We start from the raw sequence: 24,864 nt of genomic DNA on the forward strand, positions 1-24,864 counted from the left end.
ATGTCCCCCGCTTCGCTCCTCCTTTATTTCGCTGCGCAGAGCACACCGCCGGCGCGAGCTCCTCAGAGCGGTCGTTGATCGGCTGCGAACCAGCCGCGTGCCCAGGTGCGCAGGGCATCGGGTGCTTCCCGCAGCGAAATAAAGGAGGAGCGAAGCGGGGGACATTCGCGGAGGGAAGTACCCGGTGTCCTGTGCACGCACAAAGAATGACCCCGCTCCAAAACAGCAGCGCCAAAAAAACACCGCACAAGCAAACTCAAATAACCGGCACGCTGCTCTCCTTAAGCACCCGCAGCACAAAGTGCGACTTGCTATGTCGAATGCCCGGAATCTTGTACAGCTTCTCGCGCAACAGCCGCTCGTAGTCGCGCGTGTCCCGCACCGCTATGCGTATGTAGTAGTCGTAGTCGCCAGACACCAGGTACGCCTCCTGAATCTCGGGAATCGTCGCCAGAACCCGCCCGAAGTCGTACAGCGTTTCGTCCGTGTGGCTCTCCAGCGTCACCTGCACGATCACCGAATCGTGATAGCCCAGTTTTGCCGGGTCCACATCGATCGTGTAGCGCTTGATCACCCCCGAGGCTTCCAGCTTCTTGATCCGCGTCCAGCAACTCGTCGGCGACAAGCCCACCTCGTTGCCGATCTCCTGCAGCGTCTTGCGCGAGTCCAGCAACAGCACCCGCAAGATCGCCAGGTCGGTCTTGTCGAAAGATCCTTCGTTGTCGCCAGCAGTTTGCCGATTGTTCTTCATTAATCAGGTCCAAAGAGCCAAAAGAAAGAAGCATATTTTGCGCTCAAACCGGAAGAATTGACGGCATGAGACTGCTCGACCACCTTCCCCTTACGCCCTCCCTCTCCCTCCACCCCGAAGCCGCACCGCGCGTGCGCAACGGCGCCGAGGCCCTGCTGGACACGCTGGTTGAATGCGGCGTCGACACCATCTTCGGCTACCCCGGTGGCGCCGCGCTGCCGCTGTACGACGCGCTGCACGGCGAGCCGCGGCTACGCCATGTGCTGGTGCGGCACGAGCAGGCCGCCGTGCATGCCGCCGAAGGCTATGCGCGCAGCACCGGCCGCGTGGGCGTGGTGCTGGTCACCTCGGGGCCGGGCGTGGGCAACACCATCACCGGGCTGCTCGACGCCATGAGCGATTCGGTGCCGGTGCTGTGCATCAGCGGCCAGGTCGCGACGGCGGTCATCGGCACGCAGGCATTCCAGGAGAGCGATGCGCTCGGCATGTCGCGCCCCGTGACCAAGTGGAACCGGCAGGTGCGCGCGGCCGACGACGTGCCGGCGCTGGTGCGGCGTGCACTCGAAATCGCCAGCTCGGGCCGGCCCGGGCCGGTGCTGCTCGACGTGCCGAAAGACATCCAGCTGCAGCGCCTGGGCCACGGCGCCGAACCATCGGCGCCGCTGCGCCCCCTGCGCACGGGCAGGGCACCGCTGCCGCCGAGGGCGATGCTGCAGCGCGCGGCCGACTTGCTGTCGACGGCGCGCCGGCCGGTGCTGTACGGCGGTGGCGGGCTCATCAATTCGGGCCCGGCCGCCTGCGAGGCTTTCACGCAGCTGGTGCACCGCCTGCACGCGCCGTGCACGCTGACGCTGATGGGGCTGGGCGCCTTCCCCGCGTCCGACCCGAAGTTCATCGGCATGCTGGGCATGCACGGCATGCTGGAGGCCAACCTTGCCATGCACGAGGCCGACCTGGTGGTGTGCATCGGCGCGCGCTTCGACGACCGCGTGACCGGCAAGCTCGACGAGTTCTGTCCGCATGCCCGCAAGATCCACATCGACATCGACCCCGGCAGCATCAACAAGGTGGTGCACGTCGACGTGCCGATGGTGGGCGACTGCGGCGCCATCGTCGATGCCTTGCTGGCGATGCTGCCGGCCGAGGGCTTTGCGCCCGAGCGGCTGGCGCCATGGTGGGCGCGCATCGAACGCTGGCGCGCCGAAGACTGCCTGGCCTTCGAGCCGCGCGCCGATTCGATTCTTCCGCAGCAGCTGATGTCGACGTTGCAGCGCGCCATCGGCGGGCGCGACGCGATCGTGTCGACCGACGTGGGCCAGCACCAGATGTGGGCCGCGCAGTACCTGCGCTTCGACAGCCCGCGCCACTGGCTCACCTCGGGCGGCGCCGGCACCATGGGCTACGGCTTGCCGGCGGCCATCGGTGCGCAGATCGGGCACCCCGATGCGCTGACCGTGTGCGTGAGCGGCGATGCGTCGGTGCTGATGAACATCCAGGAGCTGTCGACCGCCATGCAGCACCGCGTGCCGGTGAAGCTGGTGCTGTGCAACAACGGCTACATGGGCATGGTGCGCCAGTGGCAGGAGCTGAACCACGGCAACCGCCTGAGCCACAGCTGGAACGAAGCGCTGCCCGATTTCGTGGCGCTGGCCAAGGCTTTTGGTTGGGGCGCGCGGCGCGTGTCGGACCCGGCGGAGCTGGAGGCCGCGCTGGCTGAATGCCTGGAGAGCGAAGGGCCGTTCTTTCTGGACGTGCAGGTCGCGGCGCAGGAGAACTGCTTTCCGATGATGCCGTCGGGGCATGGGCATCACCGGGTGATGCTGGCGAAGGACCGGTGGTACGAAGAGGAAGAGGGGGCTTGAGGGAGCTGCGGCCCTGACCCCGCTTTGCTCCCTCTCCCTCTGGGAGAGGGTTGGGGTGAGGGCAAGCGGCGTTCGAGGCTGCGCGATGTTGCGAGGCCGACAGCCCTCACCCTAGCCCTCTCCCAGAGGGAGAGGGGACAACACAAACAGCCAGAGGGTTGGGGTGAGGGCGGTGCCTTTGAAAAAGCACCGCCCCCAAATCAAGAGTGCCCATCCACCCGCATCTGAAACAAAAAATACGGCGGAATGCACGCCCCACGCCCTTCAGCCTGCCCATCCGCCTGCGCGCAAATATAGTCATCGCGGCAAGGCTGCTCCGCCGAGCAACTGCGCAAATTGCCCGGCCGCGTGTGCTTGCTCAGGCATTCGCCAAATGGCTTGTTCGCAGCCAGGCACTGGTTGAAGTCGCTGAGGATGGCGATGCCGCCGCAGGTGCCGTTCTTCTTGTCGAACGGATCGCAAGGCCCCGAGCACATGCCGCCCGGAAACCCGACGGAGGTTTTCTCGCACACCGAGAAGACACCTTCACAGGCGATGCGCGGCAGCTTCTCCGCGCGGTCGAGCCACGAATTCGCGGATTGCGTAATGCGCGTCGGCTCGCAGCTCGCGCCGACCGTGGCCGGCATTGCCTTGGCCGCCGTGGCACTCACGTCGTCCGGCTCGGCCAGCGGCCGGAACGGATCGGGCCGAGGCGTCGCCAGCGCAGCCTTCACGTAGGTGGCGCGGCGTGCCTGTTCGTCCTGCATGTGCGGCGAATGCGGCAGCGCGAGCGCGTTGCCCGCAGTGAAGGTGCGCGAGGCGCCGCGCCGGTCCACGCCCAGCAGATGAAAGCCCGCGACCGCGCGGCTCTGGTGGCAGCCCGCGCAGCTCAGGTCGTCGAGGCGGCGCAGCACGGCTTGCGGTGATTGCAGCGTGCGGCTGCCGGGCACGGCCTGCCATTCGCCAGCCGGAAAGATCTGCGCAAAGGGCTTGTTGGCCAGCCGCTCCTGTCCGCGCGGCGCCACCGAGACGGACTCGGTCGCAAGAAATTTTTCGGGAAGCTGCAGCGTGGCTTCGTCCAGCGCACGCAGGTTGGCGGGCTGCCGCAGCCACTGCAGCAGTTCCTTGCGCAAGGGGGCATCGGCCTTGAGGCGCGCGACGTCGGGCGTGTTTTCCAGCGGGCCGATGTCGAAGCGTCGCGCACCGGCGTTCCAGCGGAAGGCGCGCAGCATGTACTCGGCATGGCCGCCCAGGTCGGGCCGCACGGCCGAGGGCCAGCGCACGCTTTGCAGATTGGTCGTGACCTGGGCGATGCGCGTGGGCGCGATGCGTTGCGGTGCGAGCGGGCCTTCGGCCGACACCAGCCAACGGCCGAGCGCCTCGTCGTTCGCGGTTGCGTTCGTGTTCGCGGTCATGGCCTGCGGCGGTTGCCAGAGCCGCGCGCTGCTCGCGCAACTGCCATCGGCATCGGGCGCATCGCCGCGCAGCTCCACGTTCACCGTCATCGGCAGGCGCGATTGCATCGCGGCCGTGCGGTAGGCGAGCCGGTACACCAGCCGCGTTTCGCCGCATGCGCCGCTTTGAAAAGGCCGCCGGTCCATGCGGTTGGCCACGCCGACCAGTTCGAAGAACGCATCGGGGCTCGCGAGCCAGCGCGCATCGAACAGCCGGTGTGGATAGCGCGAGATGCCGACGCCCGCCTGCCGGTCGCGCTTCTGGATGCCGGCGAGGCTGTCGCGCAGCGGGTCGGCGATGGATTGCCACGCGGGTGAGCGCATCAGCGCCTGGTTGGTCGTGACGCCGTCGCTGGAAGAAGGAGCGCCGCCGCCGACCCAGCGGGCGAAGCCGGCACCGGCCTTTTCCGCGGCCTGCAAAGCGGCAGGCGATGTGACCAGAAGAAGCGGCTCGGCGGCGTGCGCAACGACGGGCGCAGCAGCGAAGGTGACGGTGAGGGCGAACACCAGCGCAAGGCTGGCTGAAAGGCTGTGTTTGAAGAGCGGCACGCGGACGATTGTGCCGCCCTGAATCAGCCGCCCGCCAGCGCGGCCAGCTGCTGCCTCATCAGCCCCGCCACGGCCACGCCCTGCGGTTCGCCCAGCCGCTCCAGCGCGGCGATGACGCCTTTGCGGTCTTCTTCCGACCGGTCCTGGTTGAGCTTGTACTTGCCCTCCAGCACGCGCACCGGAATCTGCACCGCCGCGATCATGTCCAGGCGGGGCGCCACGAAGTCGAAGGACATGGCGTCGAAGTCCCAGTTGCCGCCGAGCGGCGTGTCGTACAGGGCCACGGTGCGGCGCAGCACGGCGTGCACGGCCATGCGCTCTTCGATGACGCGGGGCGTGCCGCGCGCATGGATGGCGGTGTAGTTCCAGGTCGGGAAGGTGCTCTGCTTCACGTACCAGCTGGGCGTGATGAAGGCATGCGGCCCCTGGAAGATGGCCAGCGCCTCGGCGCCCGCGCGCAGGTCTTCGAACTGCGGGTTCTTCTTCGACAGGTGCGTGGTCAGCAGGCCATGGCCTTGCGGGTCCTGGTCACCAGCTTCTCCAGCCGCGTCGAGCAGGAAGGGCAGGTGCGTGGCGTTGACGCCCGAAGGCCCCACGGTAATGAGCGTGCCGAAGCTCCACGCGCGAATGCCGGCGTGCAGCGTCGCGAGGTCGGCCTCGACGTATGGCTTGGGCGTGTACATGGCGTGCGTTCAGCGCGCGGCCAGTGCACGCATCCAGCGCGCGGCGTCGTCGAAGGCGCGGCCGGCCACGTCGGCGACGGACACGGCCTCCAGAAAGCCGTGGATGGTGCCGGGGTAGAGCGTGTCGGTCACCTCGACGCCGGCGGCGCGCAGCTTCGCGGCCATGAGCACGTTGTCGTCGTGCAGCGGGTCGCACTCGGTAATGGCAAAGCAGGCGGGCGGCAGGCCTTCGAGCCGGGCCGTGAGGCTGGCAAGGCGCGGGTCGTTGAAGTCCTCGGGCTTGCGCAGGTACAGGCCGTAGAACCACACCATCATGTGCAGCGTCAGGCCGTATTCGCCGGCGCCATAGCGCACCACCGATTCGCGGTACAGCTCGGTGCTGAAGGCGCCGTAGTTCAGCAGCATGCCCAGCGGCAGCGCATCGCCCGCGTCGCGCAGCACCAGGCAGGCACCGACCGACAGGTTGGCGCCCGCCGAATCGCCGCCGATGAAGAGCTGGGCCGGGTCGATGTCGAGCGTGGGCGCATGGGTGTTCAGCCAGCGCATCACGTCGACGCATTCGTCGTGCGGCTGCGGAAACTGCGCCTCGGGCGCCCGCGTGTAGTCGATGCCGATGACGGCAATGCCGGCGCGGCCCGCGTACTCGCGCATCACGCGGTCGTGGGTGTCGAGGCTGAACAGCACGAAGCCGCCGCCGTGGATGTACACCAGCGCGCCTTTCAGCGTGCGCGCTTCGGGGTAGTGCACGCGAATGCGCACGTCGCCGTGGCGCGTGGGCACGCTGTGCTCGACGGTGCGCGCCATGACGGGGCCGCCCTGCGTCCAGGGCGCGCGCACCTTCTCGGCATTCGCGCGGCCTTCGGCGATCGGAATGGTGTGGCGCTTCGGGTAGCGGCCACCTTCGGCCGCCATGAGGCGCATGAACTCGACGATCTGCGGATCGAGCGGCGGCGGTGCGGTGGGGTTCAGCCAGGTGGAAGACAGCGGAGATGTCACGCAGGAACTTTCTCGGAAGAGAGGACGAAGGAGGCGGGCTCGATGGCCTCGGCGGGCAACGTGGGCGTGGCCCCCGGAGCAACGCCGAGCGTGGCCAACGGCCGCGGCGTGGCCGCCAGCAGGGCCTGGGTGTAGGCGTGGCGCGGTGCGTCGAACACGGCGTCGCGCGCGCCTTGCTCCACGATGCGGCCGCGCTCCATCACGATCACGCGGTCGGCAATCTGCTCGACGGCCGCCAGGTCGTGGCTGATGAACAGGCAGGCAAAGCCGTGGTGTGCCTGCAGGCTCTGGAACAGGCGCAGCACCTGCGCCTGGATGGTCATGTCGAGCGCCGACACGGGCTCGTCGGCCACCACGAAGGCGGGGCGCCGCACCAGCGCACGCGCAATGGCCACGCGCTGGCGCTGGCCACCCGACAGCTCGTGCGGGTAGCGCGTGCCCAGCCCGTCAAGGCCCACCTCGTCCAGCGTTTCCTTCACGCGGCGCAGGCGTGCCGCCGCATCGAGCTGGGGCAGGTGGCGCAGCGGCTCGGCCACGATGTCGTGCACGCGCATGCGCGGGTCGAGCGACGAGAACGGGTCTTGAAACACCAGCTGGCAGGCGAGCCTGAAGCGGTGCAGCGCGGCGCGGTCGGCCGTGCGAACGTCTTCGCCGCGAAAAAGAATCTGCCCGCCATGCGAAGGCGCCAGCCGAAGGATGGCGCGGCCCAGCGTGGTCTTGCCCGAGCCGCTGCCGCCCACCAGCGCGACCATCTCGCCCGGGTGAATGTCGAGGTCGAGCGAGTCGATCACGCGCACTGGCGCATGCCGCTTGAAGAAGCCGGCGCGCGCACCGGGGTAGCTCACGCACAGGCCGCGCACCTGCACCAGCGGCTGCTGCGGAGCTGCGGCCTGCGGCTTCGCGGCCTGGCGGCGCGGCAGAGCGTCGACCAGCTTGCGCGTGTAGGGCTGCTTCGGCGCCACGAGAATTTCGGGCACGTCGCCGGTTTCGACCAGGCGGCCTTTCTCCAGCACGATGGCGCGCTGCGCATAGCGCCCGACCAGCCCCAGGTTGTGGGTGATCAGCAGCACGGCGGTGCCCTGGTCTTTTGCGAGGCCGACCATCAGGTCGAGCACTTCGCGCTGGCTCAGGGTGTCGAGCGCGGTGGTCGGCTCGTCGGCAATCAGCAGGCGCGGCTTGAGCAGCATCACGCTGGCCAGCATGATGCGCTGGCGCATGCCGCCCGAAAACTCGTGCGGGTAGGCGTCCATGCAACGCTCGGGGTCGGCAATCTGCACGCGGCGCAGCATGTCGAGGCAGCGCGTGCGAATCTCCGGCGCCGACAGTTGCGTGTGCATGCGCAGGCCTTCGGCCATCTGCTCGCCGATGCGGTGCACCGGGTTGAGCGACACCATCGGCTCCTGGAACACCATGCCGATGCCCGGCCCGCGAATGGGGCGCATGGCCTTCACGTCGCGCGTGCTCAGGTCTTCGCCGTCGAACACGATCTGCCCGCCGGCCTGCGCGATGCCCGGCGGCAGCAGTTGCAGGATGGCGCGCGCGGCCATGGTCTTGCCGCTGCCCGATTCGCCCACCACCGCGAGAAATTCGCCGGGGTGCACGTCGAAGGAAAGGTCGTGCACCAGCGTCTGGGCGCCGCCGTGCAGGTCGATCTTCAGGTGCCGCACCGAAAGCACGGGCTGCGCGACTTGAATGTCGGGAGAGGTTGTGTTTCTCATGACTTCTCCGTCCGCGGGTCGAGCCGGTCGCGCAGCGATTCGCCCAGCAGGTTGATGCCCAGCAGCGTGAGCGCAATGCAAAGGCCGGGCACCACGCACAGCCACACGGCCGAGGCCATGTAGGGGCGCGCGCTGGACAGCATGTTGCCCCAGGTGGGCGCGGGCGGCGGCACGCCCAGGCCCAGGAAGCTCAGGGCGCTTTCAGACAGCAGCACCCAGCCGAACATGCTGGTGGCCAGCACGGCGACGGGTGCCACGCAGTTGGGCAGTATGTGGCGCCACATGGTGTAGATCTCGCCGTTGCCGATCATTCGCGAGGCCTCGACGTATTCGCGCTCGCGCAGCGACAGCACGGTGCCGCGCACCACGCGCACCACCGAGGGCGCATACGCCATGCTCAGCGCCAGCACGATGCCCCACTGGTTGGCGCCGACGATCACCATCACGCCCAGCGCCAGCAGCAGGCCCGGAAAGGCCAGCAGCGTGTCGTTGAAGGCCATCAGCACGCGGTCGGTCCAGCCGCGCACGAAGCCCGCGACCACGCCGACCACCAGGCCGATGGCGGTGGCCAGCGCCACGGTGAGCAGCGCGATGAGGCAGCTGGTCGATGCCGCGCGCATGGCCCGGCTGGCCACGTCGCGGCCGAACTCGTCGGTGCCGAGCCAGTGCGCCATCGACGGCGCCTGCAGCTTGTTGCGCAGGTCGATGCCCAGCGGGTTGTAGGGCGTCCACAGCGCGGCCACCACGGCCAGCACCAGCAGCACGCCGATGAGCACGCCGCCGACAAGGGTATGGGTCTTGAGCTTTTTCACTGCACCGACACCCGTGGATCGAAGAAGGGGTAGCACATGTCCACGATCAGGTTGATGACGACGTAGATGCAGGCCGTGAACAGCAGGCAACCCTGCAGCACCGGATAGTCGCGCGCGAAGATCGCGTCGATCATCAGGCGGCCGAGGCCGGGCAGGGTGAACACCGTCTCGAGCACCGCGATGCCGCTCAGCAGATGGCCCAGGATGAGGCCGATCATCGTCAGCGTGGGGTTGAAGGCGTTGGGCAGCACGTGGCGGCGCAGCACCTGCGACTCGGGCACGCCCTTGGCGCGCGCATGCGTCACGTATTCGAGCCGCAAGATCTCGATGGTGCTGGCGCGCGACATGCGCGTGAGCACACCCGTCTCGACCAGCACCAGCGTGACGATCGGCAAGATCACATACAGCACGCCCTGCGAAAAGTTTTCCGACATGGGCACGTAGCCCACCACCGGCAGCCAGCCCAGGAACTGGCCGAAGAACATCAGCAGCAGCAGGCCGAGCCAGAAGCTCGGCACCGACAGCATGAGCGTGGCCGCGCCGATGATGGCCAGGTCGGTCGGCCGGTCCTTGCGCCAGGCGGCGACAAGGCCCGCCGGCACCGCGATGAGCGAGGCCAGCGCCACGGCGGTGAGCACGATCACGGCGCTCACATGAAAGCGCTCCCAGATCAGCGGCAGCACCGGCAGTGCGTTGGTGGTCGACACGCCGAGGTCGCCCGCCAGCGCATGGCGCAGCCACACGAAGTACTGGGTGACCAGGGGCTGGTCGAGCCCCATCTGGTGGCGCATGAGTTCGAGCTGCGCGGGGTCGGCGCCTTCGCCGAGCATGAGCTGCACCGGGTCGCCCGGAATCAGCCGCATGAGCGCGAAGACGGCAATCGACACCAGCAGCAGCGTCGGGATCGTCATGGCGATCCGGCGCAGGAGGTAGGCGGGCATGGAAGCGGCGCCTCTGTCAGGAGCGGGCGTCGAGCCGGACGTTCCAGAACCGCGGCTTGGCCGGGGCCCAGCCCTTGAAGCCCACCACGCTCTTGCGCATGGCCGTGGCGTCGCTGGCGTTGAACAGCACGATCATCGGCACGTCCTGCAGCATCTGCCTGTGCATTTCGTCGAACAGCACCTGGCGGCGCGCCTTGTCGCGCGACACCATCGACTCGGCCAGCCGGGTCTGCGCATACGCGCTGTCCCACACCTTGCGCGGCTGCGCGGCCTTGTCGCCCGACACCATCTCGTAGTTGAGCGAGGGGTCGATGCGCGCGGAGTACACGAAGGCCATGCTCTGGTACTGGCCCTTGGTGTAGCGGTCGAGCTGGGTGGCCCAGTCGAGCACTTCGAGCTCGACGTTGATGCCGGCTTCGGACGCCATGGCCTGCACCAGCACGGCGGCCGAGTACAGCGCCTCGTAGCGCTTGTTGGCCATGAGCTTGATCGGCTGGCCGCGGTAGCCGGCTTCGGCCAGCAGCTTCTTCGCGGCGGGAATGTCGCGCTTGAAGCCACCCGCCTGCACGGCGCTGTAGTAGGGGCTGGACGAAGGCACCGCCGAGTTGTTGACGGCCGAGAGGCCTTCGGTAACCGACTTGGCGACCTCGGGCGTGTCGAGCGCCAGCGCCAAAGCGCGGCGAATGCGCACGTCTTTCAGCAGCGGGTCGTTGGTCTGCAGCAGCAGCGCGACCATGGTCATGACCGGCGTGGTGTCGACGATGACGTCGCTGCGCTTGCGCATCTCGATCACGTCGGAAGGGCTGGGGCTGATGAAGGCATCGATGCCGCCGCTGTACAGCGCGGCCTTGGCCGCGGCCGAATCGGGAATGACGACGAAGCGCAGGTTTTCTATTTCTGCCTTCTTGCCGCCGGTGAGGCCGTCGCGCGGTTCGCTGCGCGAGGTGTAGCCGTCGAAGCGCGTCAGCTCGACGTACTGGCCGCGCTTCCAGTCCTTCAGCTTGTAGGGGCCGGTGCCCACGGGCTCTTTCCACTGGCCATCGGCGCCGACCGAGCTGCGGTGAATGATGGCGGCGCTGCCGCAGTCGGGCCGCGCCATCATGGTGAGAAACAGCCCGCTCGGGCGGTCGAGCTTGAAGACCACGGTCTTGGGGTTGGCCGCTTCCACCGAGAGCAATTTGGTCATGCCCTTGCCGTCGAACTCGGGCAGGCAGCGCCAGCCACTGGTGGGCTTCAGGTAGCGCTGCCAGCTCCACACCACGTCGTCGGCGGTGAGCACGGCGCCGTTCTGGAACTTCACGCCGTCGCGCAGCGTGAAGGTGTAGGTCAGGCCGTCGGCCGAGGTGTCGATCTTGCTGGCCAGCATCGGGCCGGCCGAGGTGTCTTCGCGCAGCGCGACCAGGCCTTCGACCACGTGGGTGAGCACGTTGTCGGTGTTGTCGTCGCGGTTGCCGCCGGGGTCGGTGGAGCGGATGTCGGAGTTGATCTGTATCCGCATGGTCTGGCCTGCGCCGACGGCGACGGCGACGGCGGCGGCGGTCTGGGCCTGGGCCTGGGCCTGGGCCTGGGCGCAGGCCGCGCCGGCGGCAAGGGCCAGCGCCAGCAGCGCGGTGGCAGCAGCGGCGGCGGGAGGGCGGGACGGGGGCATGGGCACGGGCATGGTCATGGCAACACTCCTGGCGAAAGCTGGGCGGATCATCAGAGGGAATACTCGGTGAAGCGGTGGGCCTTGAAGGGCGCCGGTGCAATGCGCATCTTTCGTGCCGCCGGGTCCATCACGATGGTCGCCACGGTGGCCGACGATGCGCCGCCAGGGCCCGCGCTCGGGCTGCGGCACACGGCGCGCGGTGCGCCGAAGCGGTCTTGCAATGCGTCGAGCACGTCCTGCTCGGTGAGGTCCCCCGCGGTCTTGGCGTGCAGTGCCTCGGTCACGCGGCGGTCGCGGTACAGCGAGTCGGGCGTTGTCTCCAGGCTGCGGTCGACCACGCGGGCCAGTGCCGCCGGTGTCTTGAAGTGGTTGGCATGTACCAGGATGCCGGCCTCGGGCTGCTGCCAGAACACTTGCGCGGGGCAGGTCTCCAGGCTCACGGCCTCGCCCTCGGCATGCGTGACGATCATGTTGTTGGAGATGGAGCGCGCGCTGCGGCACACCACGCCCAGCGCGTTGGCGTACAGCTCCGACTGCAGGATGCCGCGGCGAATGAGCGCCAGCGGCACGCCTTGCTGCTGGCCGTCGCCATCGGCCTTGATGAAGTTGCCGGTGACGGCAATGCCCACGCTGTTCAGGCCCGCGCGTGCCAGCGTGCCGGCTTCGGCGAAGGTGAGCATGGCGGGGCCCTTGGCCGGCTGGATGCGCAGCACCACGCCCAGCTCCAGGCTCTCAACGCGCCAGTCCCAGTTCTGCGCGTGGATGAGTTTGCCGTCCCGCGCGGCCGAGGGCATGACCACCACGCCGGTGCAGCCGTCGGGTGGCTCGGTGGCTTCGAGCTGCTGGAAGGCATAGAGCATTTCGCTGCGCGCGTTGAGCGCCACGATGTCTTCGGCCGGCACGCCCGCGCCTTCGGCCACGCCTTCTATCTCGCGCAGCATGCCGGCATCGAAGGCTTCGATGAGCGGCATGAAGCGGCGCGCCAGCGCGCGGGTGCGGTCCCAGCTCAGGCCGACGCGCTCGAAGGCCAGGCGGTAGGTGCGCAGGCTCAGGTCGATGCGGTCGCCGGCGGCGCGGCCGTATTGCTGGCCGCACTGGCGCGCGTCGCCCTCGATGTCATAGAGGGGGAACGATTCGATGTCCATGTCTTTTGTCTCCTTGTCTTGGGGGTTGCGTGCGGCGCGCCGTGCGTTCAGGCGGCCACGTCGGTCGGCTGTGCGGTCTGCGCGATGGCGGCGCGCAGGCTGTCGACGATCTGGTCGATGTGCCGGCGCTCCAGCGTGAAGGGCGGCGACAGCGCGATGGTGTCGCCCACCGAGCGCACCAGCACGCCGCTGTGGTCGAGGCAATGCTGCGCCACCGCCTGCGCGTGCGTGCCCGGCCCCGTGGCCCAGGGCTGCAGTTCGACACCCGCGAGCAGGCCGACGTTGCGGATGTCGACTACGCCCGGCAGGCCGCGCAGCGCGTGCAGGCCGTCTTCGAAGTAGGGCGACAGCTCGGCTGCCTGGGCAATCAGCCCGTCTTGCGTGTACGCGTCGAGCGTGGCCATGGCGGCGGCGCAGGCCAGCGGGTGGCCCGAGTAGGTGTAGCCGTGCGAAAGCTCGACCGCGCCCACGCTGCCGTGCATGAAGGCGTCGTGCACAGCGTCGCGCATCAGCACCGCGCCCATGGGCACGGCGCCGTTGGTCAGGCCCTTGGCGGTGGTGATGATGTCGGGCACCACGCCGAACAGGTCGGCCGCGAAGTTGCTGCCCAGGCGCCCGAAGCCGGTAATGACCTCGTCGAAGATGAGCAGCACGCCGTGCCTGTCGCAGATTTCGCGCAGGCGCTTGAGGTAGCCGCGCGGCGGCGGCAGCACGCCCGTGGAGCCGGCCACGGGCTCGACGATCACGGCGGCCACGGTCGATGCATCGTGCAGCGTGAACATGGCTTCGAGTGCATCGGCCTTGTCGATGCCGTGCGCGGGCTCCCCGCGAGAAAACGCATTGCGCGCCAGGTCGAGCGTGTGCGGCAGGTGGTCCACGCCGTTGAGCAGCGGGCCGAAGGTGCTTCGCTGGCGGCCGATGCCGCCGACCGAGATGCCGCCGAAGCCCACGCCGTGGTACGCGCGCTCGCGGCCGATGAGCCGGTAGCGGCCCGCGTCGCCGCGCGCCCGGTGGTAGGCCAGCGCGATCTTCAGCGCGGTGTCGACCGACTCCGAACCCGAGTTGGTGAAAAACACGTGATTCATGCCGGCCGGCGCGATCTGCGTCAGGCGCTGCGCCAGCTCGAAGGCGGCGGGGTGGCCGATCTGGAAGTTCGAGGCGTAGTCGAGCACGTCGATCTGCGCTTTCAGCGCGGCGCTGATGCGCGGGTTGCGGTGCCCGGCGTTCACGCACCACAGGCCGGCAATGGCGTCGAGCACGCGGCGGCCATCGGCCAGGTCGTAGTACAGGCCTTCGCTGCCGACGATGAGGCGCGGCGATTGCTTGAACTTGCGGTTGGGGGTGAAGGGCATCCAGAACGCGTCGAGCGATGCGGGAGCGCCGGCTGCTGCAGCGCTGGCGCTGCGGGAAGAAGAGAGTGTTTCGGCTTGGGCCACGAGTTGTTTTCTCCGGTGGAAACGACCCGTCTCCCGGGTCGGCGTGGGGCCGATCTTGAAACTTAAATTGTATTTTTGACGCGAGATGTACATGGTTTTTTAGGGCTAAAAATACAAAATAGCCGCGATGATCGGCACCCAGCCCGCGTTTTGGGAGAACCATGGATGGCCCAGCAGATGGACAAGTCGATCCCGCCGCTCACCCAGCGCGTGAGCCGCTACATCCTCGACCAGGCACTCGCCGGCGGCTACGAAAACGGCCGCCACATGACCGAGTCCGACCTGGCGGGGCGGCTCGGCATTTCGCGCACGCCGGTGCGCGCGGCGCTGCGCCTGCTGCACGAGCGCGAGCTGCTGGCGCACGTGCCCAACCGCGGCTACACGCTGGTGGCCGACCGCGAGGCGCTGGGCCAGGCCCGCCGCGAGATGCCCGAGGACGAAGAAAAAACGCTGTACTACCGCGTGCTGCGCGACCGCCTGGCGGGCAAGCTGCCCACGCGCGTGAACGAGCTCGAACTGGCGCAGACCTACGGCGTGCCGCGCCCCTTGCTGCGCAACGTCATGACCACGCTGCTGCAAGACGGCGTGCTGCGCGGGCGCCACTACCAGCGCTGGGAGTTCACTGAAACGCTCGACTCGGTCGAGAGCGAACGCGAGAGCTATCGCTTTCGTCTGACGGTCGAATGCGCGGCACTGCGCGAGCCCGGCTTCAAGGTCGAGCACGAGCGGCTGCTGGCTTGCCGCGAGCAGCAGCGGACCTTGCTGACCCACGCATCGCGCCATTCGTGGATGGAGTTCTTCGAGGCCAACGCGCAGTTTCATGAGCTGCTGGCCAGCGCCTCGGGCAACCGCTTCATCCTCGATGCGGTGAAGCAGCAGAACCGGCTGCGCCGCATTTCCGACCTGTCGGACTACCCGCTCGTGAACATCGACCTGCTGCGCAAGTCGTGCCGCGAGCACCTGCAGATTCTCGATGCGGTCGAGGAAAACAAGCTCGAAGTGGCCGCCAGGCACATGCATGCCCACCTGAGCCGGGCCAGCGACATCCTGGAGCGCCGCGTGATGGGCGAGCTGGACGCGCTCGACGAACAAGCCACCACACCCCCATGAACACCCACGAAACGACGGCACCGAATGCCGCGCTGGCCGATGGCTGGCGCGATGGTTTTCCCACGGCGGGCACCGCCACGCAGCGGCCGCGCGACCGGTCGATCTTCCAGTTCCCCGAGAACCGCTGGGCCTTTTCGAACCTGCGTGAATTGCAGCCGACACGCAACGTGTCGCGCGGCAACGGCCCGGTGTCGGTGCTGCCGCGCGCCGAGCGGCCCGAGCTGGACGCACTGGGCTTCACCTTGCCCGCGGACGGATCGCGCACCGATTGGCGCAGCGCGCTGGCCGCCATTCATGCCGACGGCGCGGTGGTGCTGCACCGCGGGCGCATCGTGTACGAGCGCTACTTCGGCGCGCTCGACGAACGCGGGCAGCACATGGCGATGTCGGTCACCAAGTCGGTCGTGGGCACGGTCGGCGCCATGCTGGCGGCCGAGGGCGCGCTGGACGAAAACGCCGTGGTGGCGCACTACATCCCCGAGCTCGCGGCCAGCGCCTTCGGCCATGCCACGGTGCGCCAGGTGATGGACATGACGACCGGCATCGATTATTCGGAGGACTACACCGACCCCGATGCCGGCGTATGGAAGCACGCGCGTGCCGGTGAACTGCTGCCGCGCCCCGCCGGCTACTCGGGCGCCGAGGGCTATCGCCAGTTCCTGCAGACCGTGCAGGGGCGGGGCACGCACGGCGAGGCCTTTGCCTACCGCACCGTGAACACCGACGTGCTGGGCTGGCTCATCGGCCGCGCGGCCGGGCAGCCGCTGGCACAGGTGCTGAGCGAGCGCATCTGGTCGCGCCTGGGCGCCGAGCAGGACGCCGCCTTTGCCGTCGATGGGCAGGGCGCCGAATTTGCGGGCGGTGGCCTGTGCACCGGCCTGCGCGACCTGGCGCGGCTGGGCGAGATGATGCGGCTCGGCGGCTTCTTCAACGGCACGCAGATCGTGCCCGAGGCCGTGGTGGCCGACATTCGCCGCGGTGCCGATCCGGCCCGCTTTGCGCTGGCGGGCTACACGCGGCTGGCCGGCTGGAGCTACCGCAACATGTGGTGGGTGGCGCACGACGCGCGCCGCACCTTCACCGCGCAGGGCATCCACGGCCAGGCGCTGCACATCGACCCGGAAGCCGAGATGGTGGTGGCGCGTTTTGCCTCGCACCCCATGGCCGCGAATGCGCATTTGCCGACGTCGATGCCTGCCTTTCGCGCGGTGGCCGAGCACCTGATGCGCAACGACGCCGCCGGCTGATGAGTGCGTGCGTGGTCAGCGGGCGGCTGAAAGATTCAGCGTCTTGCAGAAGTCGTAGAAGGCGTCGAGCTGCAGCGACTTGTCGAACACCGCATCCACGCCCGCCGACTGCGCGCCTTCGCGCACTTCGGAACTGGCGTAGTTCATCAGCACCACGGTGCGCTGGTTGCGCGACTTGTTCTGCTTGAGGTAGTTGGCCACTGTCAGGCCGTTGCCCTTGGCAAGGAAGACGTCGATCACCGCCGCGTCCCAGGCTTCGGGGTTGGCTTCGAGCCAGTGGATGGCTTCGTCGGCGGTGGTGGCGATGCCGACCACGTCGCATTCGGAAAAGGCCTGCAGCCCGTCGGTCACTGTCGCTGCAATCAGGGGGTTGTCTTCTATCAGGTAGATGCGGGTCATTGTTGTTCGAGGCCGGGGGCTTGCTCGTTGTTGCTTCGCTTCGGCTTGTCTCGGCCGAGGAGCAAATTGTCTGGTTCGGGGAGGGCGGCCGAGTCGGACAACGCCGCCATCTGGCGTAGATCCCAGCGAGATGGGGCGTATGGCGGGGCGCCAGCGACGCACAGATGCGTTTTGTCTGGAAAAATGCCTTGCAAATGACAACAGAACAGACAACAGAACCGCCGCCATCGCCAGAACCACAACAAAAGCTGCGCGTGCTGCTGGTAGAGGACGACGTCGACACGCTCGCCACCACCCTGAAACTGCTGGAAGCCCTGGGCCACTGGGCCACCGGCGTGAAGAGCGCCGAGGCCGCCATGGCGCGCTTCTTCGATGGCGCATTCGACGTGGTGATGGTCGACATCGGCCTGCCCGCGCTCTCGGGCCATGACTTTGCCGAGAAGCTGCTCAGCGGCCACCGCGTGCCGGTGATCTTCGTCACCGGGCGGGCGCAGCCGGCCACGGCCATGCAGGGCACGGTGTGGCTGCGCAAGCCTTATACGGTCGAGCAGCTGATGGGCGCACTCGAGCAGTCGATGGCGTCGCAGGCTTAGGTCAGAGCGCTGCCACGCCGGCCGCCCGTACGCGGCCTTGCATACCGCCGAATCTGTCGGCGTGGAAATTTTCTATTGGCGTGAACATGTGCCCGTTACTGCGCGGCACCTTCATGCGCCCTGCAACGGGGTATCGCTCCATCGCCATATAAGCACTTCTCCACAACACTCCAGGGAAGGGCAATTTCAATGAATCGATTCTCTATCCGGCTTCTTGCCGGATGCCTTGCGGCTGCGTCCTTGCAACTCGCCGTGGCGGCCGCCGCCGCGCCGCTTGCGCCCAACACATCGTCCGACGAGTTGCTTCGCGCCGCTTTCGAAATTCTTCACAAGGCCGATACCGACCGGTTGGGCGAGCTTTGGGAGTCGGGGTCCGACGTGCTGAAAAGCAGCATGAGCAAGACCACATTCATCCAGGCCACAAGAAAAGCGCGGTTGACGATGGGGCCGGTTGCATTCCGTGAATGGTCGAGCGTGACGCGCCTCAAATACCAGGCGGGCAATGATTCCGGAGTGCCCGCGGGCCTCTATGCCAATGTCGAACTGCTCACTCGCCTGGACAGCGGCAAGAACGCATCCGAGCGAATCAGCTTCGCACTCGAGAAGAACGTGTGGCACTTCACGGGGTATGCGATAGCGCGGGCGCCTTCGTCGCAGTCGTCGCAGTCGCCGTCCACCGCACCAGACGCGACTGCGGCGCCCGCTGTTCCTGTGACTCCTGCAACTCCTGCGATTTCGGCGACTCCCGCAGCTCAGCCCTCGCCGCCAGCAATTCAACGAACGCCGCCAGTAGCTCAACCCTCGTCGCCTCCGGCGTCCAACGCAGAGACGGCCGAAGTGGAAGCCGCCGTGCGCGCATGGGGCGCGGCCTGGTCGGCACGGGACGTGGACCGCTACCTGTCGGCCTACGCGTCCGACTTCGCTCCCGCAAGCGGCCTGAGCCGCAAGAACTGGGAAGAAGAACGCCGTGCGCGCATTGGCGGCAAGTCGAGCATCAGCGTGACTCTCGAAAAGCTGGTCGTGAACATCGACGGCCAGAGCGCGAGCGCCAGCTTCAGGCAGACCTACCGTGCGGACAAGCTGAACCAGACCGACCGCAAGACACTCGAGTTGCGCCGCGTCGGTGGCCAGTGGCTGATTCGCAAGGAAACCGTGGGCGCCTGATTGGAGCGGATGTGAGCGGAGGCGCCGGGCGCGAAAGTGGCGCCTCCGCTGTCGTTGGCAGACTTCAATTGCGAGCGGCGCCGTGCGCAATTGAAAGTCTCCCGGTCGCACTAATTAATTGGCCAATAAATTAATTGGTTGATTTGGTCGTCTTGAACATCAGCGTGATCCGCATCTGCGGACAACTCTTCGACACGCCACGCGCCACGTGATTGACGAAGCCGGGAAAGACCAGCAGGCGATTTGGCTTCGGGTACACCGCCGCCAGGATGTCGCTGCGGTCCTGGTTGAAGATGATCGTCTCGCCACCCCAATCCGGATGCCACGTGTCGTGCGGGTAATAGACCGCGGTGCAATCGCCGGGAATGGGTGAATCGGTGTGTGTTCCGCCTTCGGTTCCGTAGGGCAGGGCATTCGCATAGCAGCGCGACAGCACGTGGCCCTGGAAGATCTTCATTTGCAGGCGCTGCCAGAAGCTGTGCAGAAGCGGCGCGGTTGCCTTCAACTCATCGGCGCAGTCGGCTGAATGCTGCTTGCTGTCGCCCTGCAACTCCGAACTATCGACGACTCCCGCAAAGTGCCGGTGCCAGAACCTCTGGGCATCCGCCTCTTTGTTGGATCGCCAGCCGTACGACCAATTGCCGCTGGTCAGGAATCGATGGATCTCCTGTTGCTCGTTGTGCGGCAGCACGTCGTCGACAACGACGATGCCCGTGCCGACATCTGCATTGCCGGAAGTCGATGGCCGGGTGGAAGGCTGCGGAAGTGGCTTGCTGCTCATGGGCGCAATTTTCACCTCCTTCTTATCTCTGCTAATTGTTAATTAAGTTGCCGAAACGCAATTTTTAAACGACCCGGCTTCTCCATGAATCAGGTAATGCACGAGCCGCATGCTCGCGCTGGAGAACCACTATTGATGGCGCAAATGTTGCTCAGAAGATTAGTCGGCGCAGTCGAAAGACGTCGTTCGCAGATATCGCCTGGGTAAATAAAGTAAACATTGTTTTTAAGAAAGATGGATTGTGAAAAGCAGTACAAAGAAAAACAAAAGTGCAGGGGGCAATTCGTCATTCAAGCCACGCCGGGTTCACTATGCGGTGCTCCTTGCCCTTGGGCCGACGATGGCGATCCAAGCTGGTGCACAGAGCTACGTCAACTACGACAGCACCCCGACAGTGCATGGCTCGCGCGACTGGGCGTGCGCGTGAAGGGCGAAGTGGGAATGGGGGCAGGGCGGCTGCAGCCCTATGCGCACTTCAATCTCTACCGTGCCTCGAACGGCAACGACGTGGCGAGCTTCATCGCGCAGGGCGGACGTACCGCCATCGCCTCGTCGACTGGCGGCACCTCGGCCGAACTGGCCGCGGGCGCCACGCTGGCGCTGACGCCGACCTTCGGCCTCTACGGCGAGATCGGCAAGCTCTGGAGCGCGGGCGGGGACACGCGCGTCAAGAGCTCGGTCCAGGGCGGCATCGGCGCACGCATCCTCTGGTGAGCTCCACGGCAGCGTTCCGGCGCTGCCGACGATCCTGAGGACTTCGACGAAATCCGTGGCCGGATGCCGGTGTCGGCAACTGGTCGCATGTCCCCGTGGCTCAAGGGCCGCGCCTTCGAACAATCCATCCGAGGAGCAGCAATACAGAACGACGACGCATTGGCATCGGAATCCACCCCATCTTTCTTGCCTGCATCGCACGCTGGGGCATGTGCAGACAAACACCCCATTTGCCGGCAAGAGTTTGATCGCTATCCAGAGAGTAAAACAGTGAAAAACAGCAAGACCATTCGAGTCCCCGTTTCGGTTCGTCGCAAGAAATTGAAATCGAGCATTTCATTGACCGTTCTTGCGATCGCTTCCGCCTGCGCGGCGGCTCAGTCTCCAGAGCCGCAGGGAAGGTACTTCAATGCCGATGGCACGCGCACGAACGATCTCGAAGCCGCCGCGAAAACATGGCGAACGCCGGAGTTCCTTCTGGACCATGCACTGCCCGACGTCAAGGCCGAGTACGCCTACGCCTATGGCTTCACCGGGAAAGGCATCAAGATCGGCATGGTGGATTCGGGCGCCTTCGCAGGTCATCCTCAGCTGCAAGGGCAATACACGCCGCTGGTGGTTCAAGGGGTGTATGGCCTGGATGGCGCGCAGCTCGATGACTCCGGGAAGACATGGAAGAAGGGAGACAAATTCAGCACCTTCGGCAATTACGATCCCTTGATCAACGACAGCCATGGCACTGCGGCGGCAGGTGAGATGGTGGCGAAGCGCGATGCGACAGGAGATCCGGCCAAGGACAAGATGCATGGCATCGCCTTCGATGCGCATCTGTATTCATCCAATTCAGGCGGTACCGACGACTCGGTTTACGGACCCGATGTCGACTATGAGTATTTCAAGGAAGCCTATGGTGTTCTTTCGCGCAACGGAGCCCGCGTCGTCAACTCGAGCTGGGGCCAGGAATCTGCCACAGCCGGTGACTATGGCACCCTCGCCGGCACGATAAGGCTCCACTCCACTTTCGCGGGAAAGAAGACCTTCCTCGATGCCGCCGCCGAGGTTTCGCAGCAATACGGGACCATTCAAGTCTGGGCGAATGGAAACGAAGGAAGAGACAATCCGCGCGCGGTCTCGACCCTGCCTTACTTTCGCCCCGAAATCGAAAAATACTGGATTACGGTCACTGGCGTGACCAAGGACGACAGGACGGTCTACGACCGCTGTGGCATCGCAAAATACTGGTGCATGGCGGGACCCACCGTCGAAATCACCACGACATCCGTCGGGCTGAACGGCGGCGACAACGATTACGACTACGGGCATCACACGCCGGAGGAGTTGGCCAAGAAACCTCCCCAAGCTGCCTATTCGCCGACCTACAACGGGACTTCCGCGGCAGCGCCCAATGTGACGGCATCACTTGCCTTGTTGATGCAGCGGTTTCCCTACCTCGGAGACTCCGAGGCTCGCGACGTCCTTTTCACAACCGCCAAGCACCTTGGCGACGGCCCTGCCGATGTGCCAAACGCCACTTTCGGCTGGGGCAAACCCGACATGCAAAAGGGCATGAACGGCCCGGGGCAGTTCCTCGGCACCTTCAACGCCAAGCTGCTCGAAGGCATGTCCGACACCTGGAGCAACAACATCTCGGAGGCTGCGCTGATCCAGCGAAAGAAGGAGGAAACGGCCGAAATCGCAGCCTGGTCCGACACCAAGGCTGGCTTGCTGAGGCAACTCGAGCCCTTTCCGGAGGCAACGGCCCCTTCCGATGAGTTCGTGGCTGCCATCTCGCGGGGCAAGGCACTTCTGCTGGCCGCGATCATCGCCAATACGCGCGGGGTGTACACCGCCGAGACACTCAAGGCGGCTCTGGATGCCGTCAATGCCGACCCTGTCGGGAAGCAGCTTCTGCAAACGTATGAGAGCTACAAGCCCGGCTGGACCGGCCCCTACAGCCAGACCACCGATTTCGACAATTTCATTGCCGGCCGCAACGATCTGGCATTGGCAAAGTATGTGGCCAACGTACTGCGCACGGCCATCCAAAGCCAGATCGCCAGTGGCGAGTCTCGCATCGCCTACCTGCAGACCAGGACCAATGCGGACTACGCCGGCGGCCTGGTCAAGATGGGGCTCGGTACCCTGGTCTTGACGGGAGCCAACACCTATTCGGGCGGCACGCGACTGGAAGGCGGCACTCTCGGCGTGGGCCATGCCAGCGCGCTGGGGACCGGCACGCTCGCCATGTCCGATGCAACGACCCTCCAGGCGGTGGCCGACAAGCTGACGCTGGCCAATGCCATCACGGTCAGCGGCATCGGCAACATCGACACCCAGGCCTTCGGCCTGACCCTTTCTGGCGCCATCACCGACGGCAGCACGCCCGGTGGCTTCGCGAAACTGGGTACAGGCACTCTGACGCTGTCGGGCGCCAACACCTATTCCGGCCCTACCGGAGTCATCAACGGCACGTTGCGCGCAGGCTCTGCGACGGGCTTTTCCGCGCGCAGTGCGTTTTTCGTGGACACCCAGGGGCAGCTCGACTTGGCCAGCGCCAACCAGACCATCGGCTCCCTGTCCGGCGCGGGCAAGGTCGCGCTGGGAACGGCCACGCTGACCACCGGTGCCGACAACAGCTCGACGGCGTTCTCGGGGCAGATCGCCGGCAGCGGTGGTGTTGCCAAGACCGGCAGCGGCACCTTCACGCTGGCCAGCGCCAACACCTACACCGGTGGCACCGCGCTCAAGGCGGGCCAGTTGAACGTCGGCGACAACAACGCCCTCGGGACCGGTGCCCTGTCGATGGACGACGGCACCACGCTGGGCTTCAGCGCCGACGGCCTGAACGTCGTCAACAGCGTGAAGCTCACCGGCACCCAGGACCCCGTCATCGACACCGGTGCCTTCTCCGAGACCCTGAGCGGCGTCATCAGCGGCACGGGCTTCCTCACCAAGAACGGCAGTGGTGTGCTGACCACCACGGGCGCCAACACCTACAGCGGCGCCACCATCGTCGCGGCGGGCACGCTGCAAGCCGGTGCCGTCAATGCCTTCAGCGCCACCAGCGCGATGACTGTGAACACCGGCGCCACGCTGAACCTGGCTGGCTACAACCAGCGCATTGGAGGCATGAACCTCGCCGGCACGGTCGTCGTGTCGGGCACGCCACCCGGCACCGTGCTGACCGTTGCGGGTCCGTGGGTTGGCAGCGGTGGCTTGCTCAAGCTCGGCACCGTGAGCCCCTCGGTCTCGGATCGGGTGCTGCTCAGTGGCACCAATGCAGTTGCCAGCGGCCTCACCACGGTGCAGGTCGGCAACTTCGTGGGCCTTGGTGGCGCGACGGTTGGCAACGGCATCGAACTGATCGGCACCACGGGAGGCGCCAGCATTCAGGGCAATGCCTTTGCATTGGCGGGCGGTCACGTCGATGTCGGCGCGTACGAGTACCGCCTGAACAACATCGGCAGCGGCGGCTACCTGAGCTCATCCTCGCCGAAGGGCCAGACCTACTACCGCAGTGAAGTGCCTCAGTACGCGGCACTGCCAGCGCAACTGCGCCAGGCCAGCCTGGCCATGCTGGGCAACATGCACCAGCGCGCGGGTGACGATGACGTGAAGACCACGAACAGCGCGCCATCGGAAGGCTCCAACGGCAGCGACAGCAACTCGCGCCGGGCATGGGGCCGTGTCATTTCGGCCAACCTCAATATCCGCCAGAGCGGCACCGTGAGTCCGCAGAGCCATGGCCGGCTCGACGGCTTCCAGGCGGGCACTGATCTGCTGAGCGTTCGCAACTGGCGCGCGGGCGTCTACGTCGGTCAACTCGATGGCGAAATGGGCGTGAGCGGCTCAGTGCGCGGCGTCCAGAACCTGCACGTGGGTGGGAGCAGCCTGCACAACCAGTACCTGGGCGCCTACGGCACCTACGCAAGCGACAACGGCTTGTATGCGGATGCAGTGCTGCAGTCTGGCCGCCATAGCTACAGCTTCGTCAACCCATTGACGCAGTCCGGCAGTGCCGGCGCCGGCAAGGGCCAAAGCCTGTTGGCCTCAGTCGAAGTGGGGCAGTCCTTCGAACTGGGTGGTACGGGCAACTGGAAGGTCGAGCCGCAGCTGCAACTGACCCATCAGCGATTGAGCCTCGACGACGCGACGCTTGCCGGCGGCACGCAGGTACGGCAGCACCCCGACAGCGCATGGCTCGCTCGCCTGGGCGTGCGCGTGAAGGGCGAAGTGGGAATGGGGGCAGGGCGGCTGCAGCCGTATGCGCGCTTCAACCTCTACCGCGCCTCGAACGGCAGCGACGTGGCCAGCTTCAGTGCATCGGGTGCTCGCACGGCCATCGCGTCTTCGACCGGTGGCACGTCAGCCGAACTGGCCGCAGGCGCCACGCTGGCGCTGACGCCGACCTTCGGCCTGTACGGCGAGATCGGCAAGCTCTGGAGCGCGGGTGGCAATACGCGCGTCAAGAGCTCGCTGCAGGGCAGTGCGGGGGCACGCGTGCTCTGGTGATGACCGCCTGAGCGACTGACTGAAGAAGAAGGGCCGATGGCCCGCTCGCCTTGCGGCGGGCGGGCCATCGGCCACTTTTTTTGTTCCGGCGGACGGCGTCGCTGCCACTGCCAGCCAGTTCCGAGCCCGAGTGTCTTCGGTAACTGGTTTTTGACTTCCAAAAAGCTGACAGCCAATTGAAAGGTTCAATTAATTTTTGTGAAACAAATCAACGTATGAATAATTGATAAGAATCTAAAACAATTATAGGTATCGGTAATATTTTTGCTTTGTATTTTTTGTGCATTAATTGCTTGGTTTTGATTTTTCAAATGAGAGCTTTAGGATTCCGAAAGAGGCTCAAAGATAAACTGCACCTACCCTTTTTGGA

Annotated in this window: 19 protein-coding genes and 1 pseudogene; 8 read left to right on the top strand and 12 right to left on the bottom strand. The window is 66.3% G+C overall.

Annotation, left to right across the window (positions count from 1 at the left end; genetic code table 11):
- Window positions 1–256 precede the first annotated feature (256 nt).
- Entirely contained in the window at window positions 257–751 is a 495-nt protein-coding gene (locus tag DBV14_RS06335) for an Lrp/AsnC family transcriptional regulator (protein WP_185545943.1), read from the bottom strand.
- A gap of 65 nt (window positions 752–816) precedes the next feature.
- Between DBV14_RS06335 and ilvB the strand changes: the two genes are divergently transcribed.
- Window positions 817–2,613 carry a biosynthetic-type acetolactate synthase large subunit gene (ilvB, locus tag DBV14_RS06340; protein ID WP_124458350.1) on the top strand — a complete coding sequence of 599 codons (1,797 nt, stop codon included), beginning with the start codon at window positions 817–819 and terminating at the stop codon, window positions 2,611–2,613.
- A gap of 200 nt (window positions 2,614–2,813) precedes the next feature.
- Here the strand turns inward: ilvB and DBV14_RS06345 are convergent, their stop codons facing one another.
- From DBV14_RS06345 to DBV14_RS06380, 9 genes are read right to left on the bottom strand one after another with little or no spacing between them, the layout of a single operon-like run.
- The gene (locus DBV14_RS06345; RefSeq protein ID WP_124458351.1) at window positions 2,814–4,595 is read right to left on the bottom strand and encodes a hypothetical protein; all 1,782 of its coding nucleotides are present in this window, start codon (window positions 4,593–4,595) and stop codon (window positions 2,814–2,816) included.
- Between the two features lie 23 nt (window positions 4,596–4,618).
- A complete protein-coding gene (locus DBV14_RS33340; protein WP_185545944.1) occupies window positions 4,619–5,278 on the bottom strand; it encodes an FMN-binding negative transcriptional regulator in 660 nt (219 codons plus the stop codon).
- 9 nt (window positions 5,279–5,287) lie between these two features.
- Window positions 5,288–6,274, bottom strand: a complete 987-nt coding sequence (locus DBV14_RS33345; protein WP_260396839.1) for an alpha/beta hydrolase fold domain-containing protein — start codon at window positions 6,272–6,274, stop codon at window positions 5,288–5,290.
- Window positions 6,271–7,992: an ABC transporter ATP-binding protein gene (locus DBV14_RS06355; RefSeq protein WP_260396840.1), complete on the bottom strand. Its 1,722-nt coding sequence runs from the start codon at window positions 7,990–7,992 to the stop codon at window positions 6,271–6,273. Before DBV14_RS06355 ends, DBV14_RS33345 begins: the two co-directional genes overlap by 4 nt.
- Window positions 7,989–8,804: an ABC transporter permease gene (locus DBV14_RS06360; protein ID WP_124458352.1), complete on the bottom strand. Its 816-nt coding sequence runs from the start codon at window positions 8,802–8,804 to the stop codon at window positions 7,989–7,991. Before DBV14_RS06360 ends, DBV14_RS06355 begins: the two co-directional genes overlap by 4 nt.
- On the bottom strand, window positions 8,801–9,745 hold the full coding sequence (locus tag DBV14_RS06365; protein WP_124458353.1) for an ABC transporter permease: 945 nt from the start codon (window positions 9,743–9,745) through the stop codon (window positions 8,801–8,803). The genes DBV14_RS06360 and DBV14_RS06365 overlap by 4 nt, the downstream gene beginning before the upstream one ends.
- Before the next feature lie 16 nt (window positions 9,746–9,761).
- Window positions 9,762–11,411: an ABC transporter substrate-binding protein gene (locus DBV14_RS06370; RefSeq protein WP_260396841.1), complete on the bottom strand. Its 1,650-nt coding sequence runs from the start codon at window positions 11,409–11,411 to the stop codon at window positions 9,762–9,764.
- 32 nt (window positions 11,412–11,443) lie between these two features.
- Entirely contained in the window at window positions 11,444–12,538 is a 1,095-nt protein-coding gene (locus DBV14_RS06375; RefSeq protein WP_124458354.1) for a C45 family peptidase, read from the bottom strand.
- A 47-nt stretch (window positions 12,539–12,585) separates the two neighbouring features.
- Window positions 12,586–13,890, bottom strand: coding sequence for an aspartate aminotransferase family protein (locus DBV14_RS06380; protein WP_124458414.1), 1,305 nt, complete (start codon window positions 13,888–13,890; stop codon window positions 12,586–12,588).
- Window positions 13,891–14,139: 249 nt separating this feature from the next.
- On the opposite strand from DBV14_RS06380, the gene DBV14_RS06385 reads away from it, so the two are divergent.
- Both DBV14_RS06385 and DBV14_RS06390 read left to right on the top strand, forming a co-directional pair.
- A complete protein-coding gene (locus DBV14_RS06385) occupies window positions 14,140–15,084 on the top strand; it encodes a GntR family transcriptional regulator (protein ID WP_124458355.1) in 945 nt (314 codons plus the stop codon).
- On the top strand, window positions 15,081–16,331 hold the full coding sequence (locus DBV14_RS06390; RefSeq protein WP_124458356.1) for a serine hydrolase: 1,251 nt from the start codon (window positions 15,081–15,083) through the stop codon (window positions 16,329–16,331). Before DBV14_RS06385 ends, DBV14_RS06390 begins: the two co-directional genes overlap by 4 nt.
- Before the next feature lie 15 nt (window positions 16,332–16,346).
- On the opposite strand, the gene DBV14_RS06395 is transcribed toward DBV14_RS06390, so the two are convergent.
- Window positions 16,347–16,730, bottom strand: a complete 384-nt coding sequence (locus DBV14_RS06395) for a response regulator (RefSeq protein WP_124458357.1) — start codon at window positions 16,728–16,730, stop codon at window positions 16,347–16,349.
- Between the two features lie 254 nt (window positions 16,731–16,984).
- Here DBV14_RS06395 and DBV14_RS06400 point away from each other — a divergent pair, with 254 nt between their 5' ends.
- The 3 genes and pseudogenes from DBV14_RS06400 to DBV14_RS33765 all read left to right on the top strand — a co-directional run bounded on the left by DBV14_RS06400 (window position 16,985) and on the right by DBV14_RS33765 (window position 18,487).
- Complete coding sequence (locus DBV14_RS06400; protein ID WP_185545945.1) at window positions 16,985–17,323, top strand: response regulator; 339 nt, start codon at window positions 16,985–16,987, stop codon at window positions 17,321–17,323.
- A gap of 189 nt (window positions 17,324–17,512) precedes the next feature.
- Window positions 17,513–17,941, top strand: a pseudogene (locus tag DBV14_RS34195) (DUF4019 domain-containing protein); the annotation flags it as partial.
- A gap of 219 nt (window positions 17,942–18,160) precedes the next feature.
- Entirely contained in the window at window positions 18,161–18,487 is a 327-nt protein-coding gene (locus DBV14_RS33765; protein WP_260396842.1) for a DUF4440 domain-containing protein, read from the top strand.
- 130 nt (window positions 18,488–18,617) lie between these two features.
- Here the strand turns inward: DBV14_RS33765 and DBV14_RS06410 are convergent, their stop codons facing one another.
- Window positions 18,618–19,268 carry a 2OG-Fe(II) oxygenase gene (locus DBV14_RS06410; RefSeq protein ID WP_124458360.1) on the bottom strand — a complete coding sequence of 217 codons (651 nt, stop codon included), beginning with the start codon at window positions 19,266–19,268 and terminating at the stop codon, window positions 18,618–18,620.
- Between the two features lie 234 nt (window positions 19,269–19,502).
- Here DBV14_RS06410 and DBV14_RS06415 point away from each other — a divergent pair, with 234 nt between their 5' ends.
- Window positions 19,503–19,982, top strand: coding sequence for an autotransporter domain-containing protein (locus tag DBV14_RS06415; protein ID WP_124458361.1), 480 nt, complete (start codon window positions 19,503–19,505; stop codon window positions 19,980–19,982).
- Between the two features lie 270 nt (window positions 19,983–20,252).
- Window positions 20,253–24,494, top strand: coding sequence for an autotransporter outer membrane beta-barrel domain-containing protein (locus tag DBV14_RS06420; protein ID WP_185545946.1), 4,242 nt, complete (start codon window positions 20,253–20,255; stop codon window positions 24,492–24,494).
- Window positions 24,495–24,864: the final 370 nt, after the last annotated feature.

The sequence above is a fragment of the Variovorax sp. KBW07 genome (assembly GCF_003852515.1).
In the GTDB taxonomy this organism is placed as follows: domain Bacteria; phylum Pseudomonadota; class Gammaproteobacteria; order Burkholderiales; family Burkholderiaceae_C; genus Variovorax.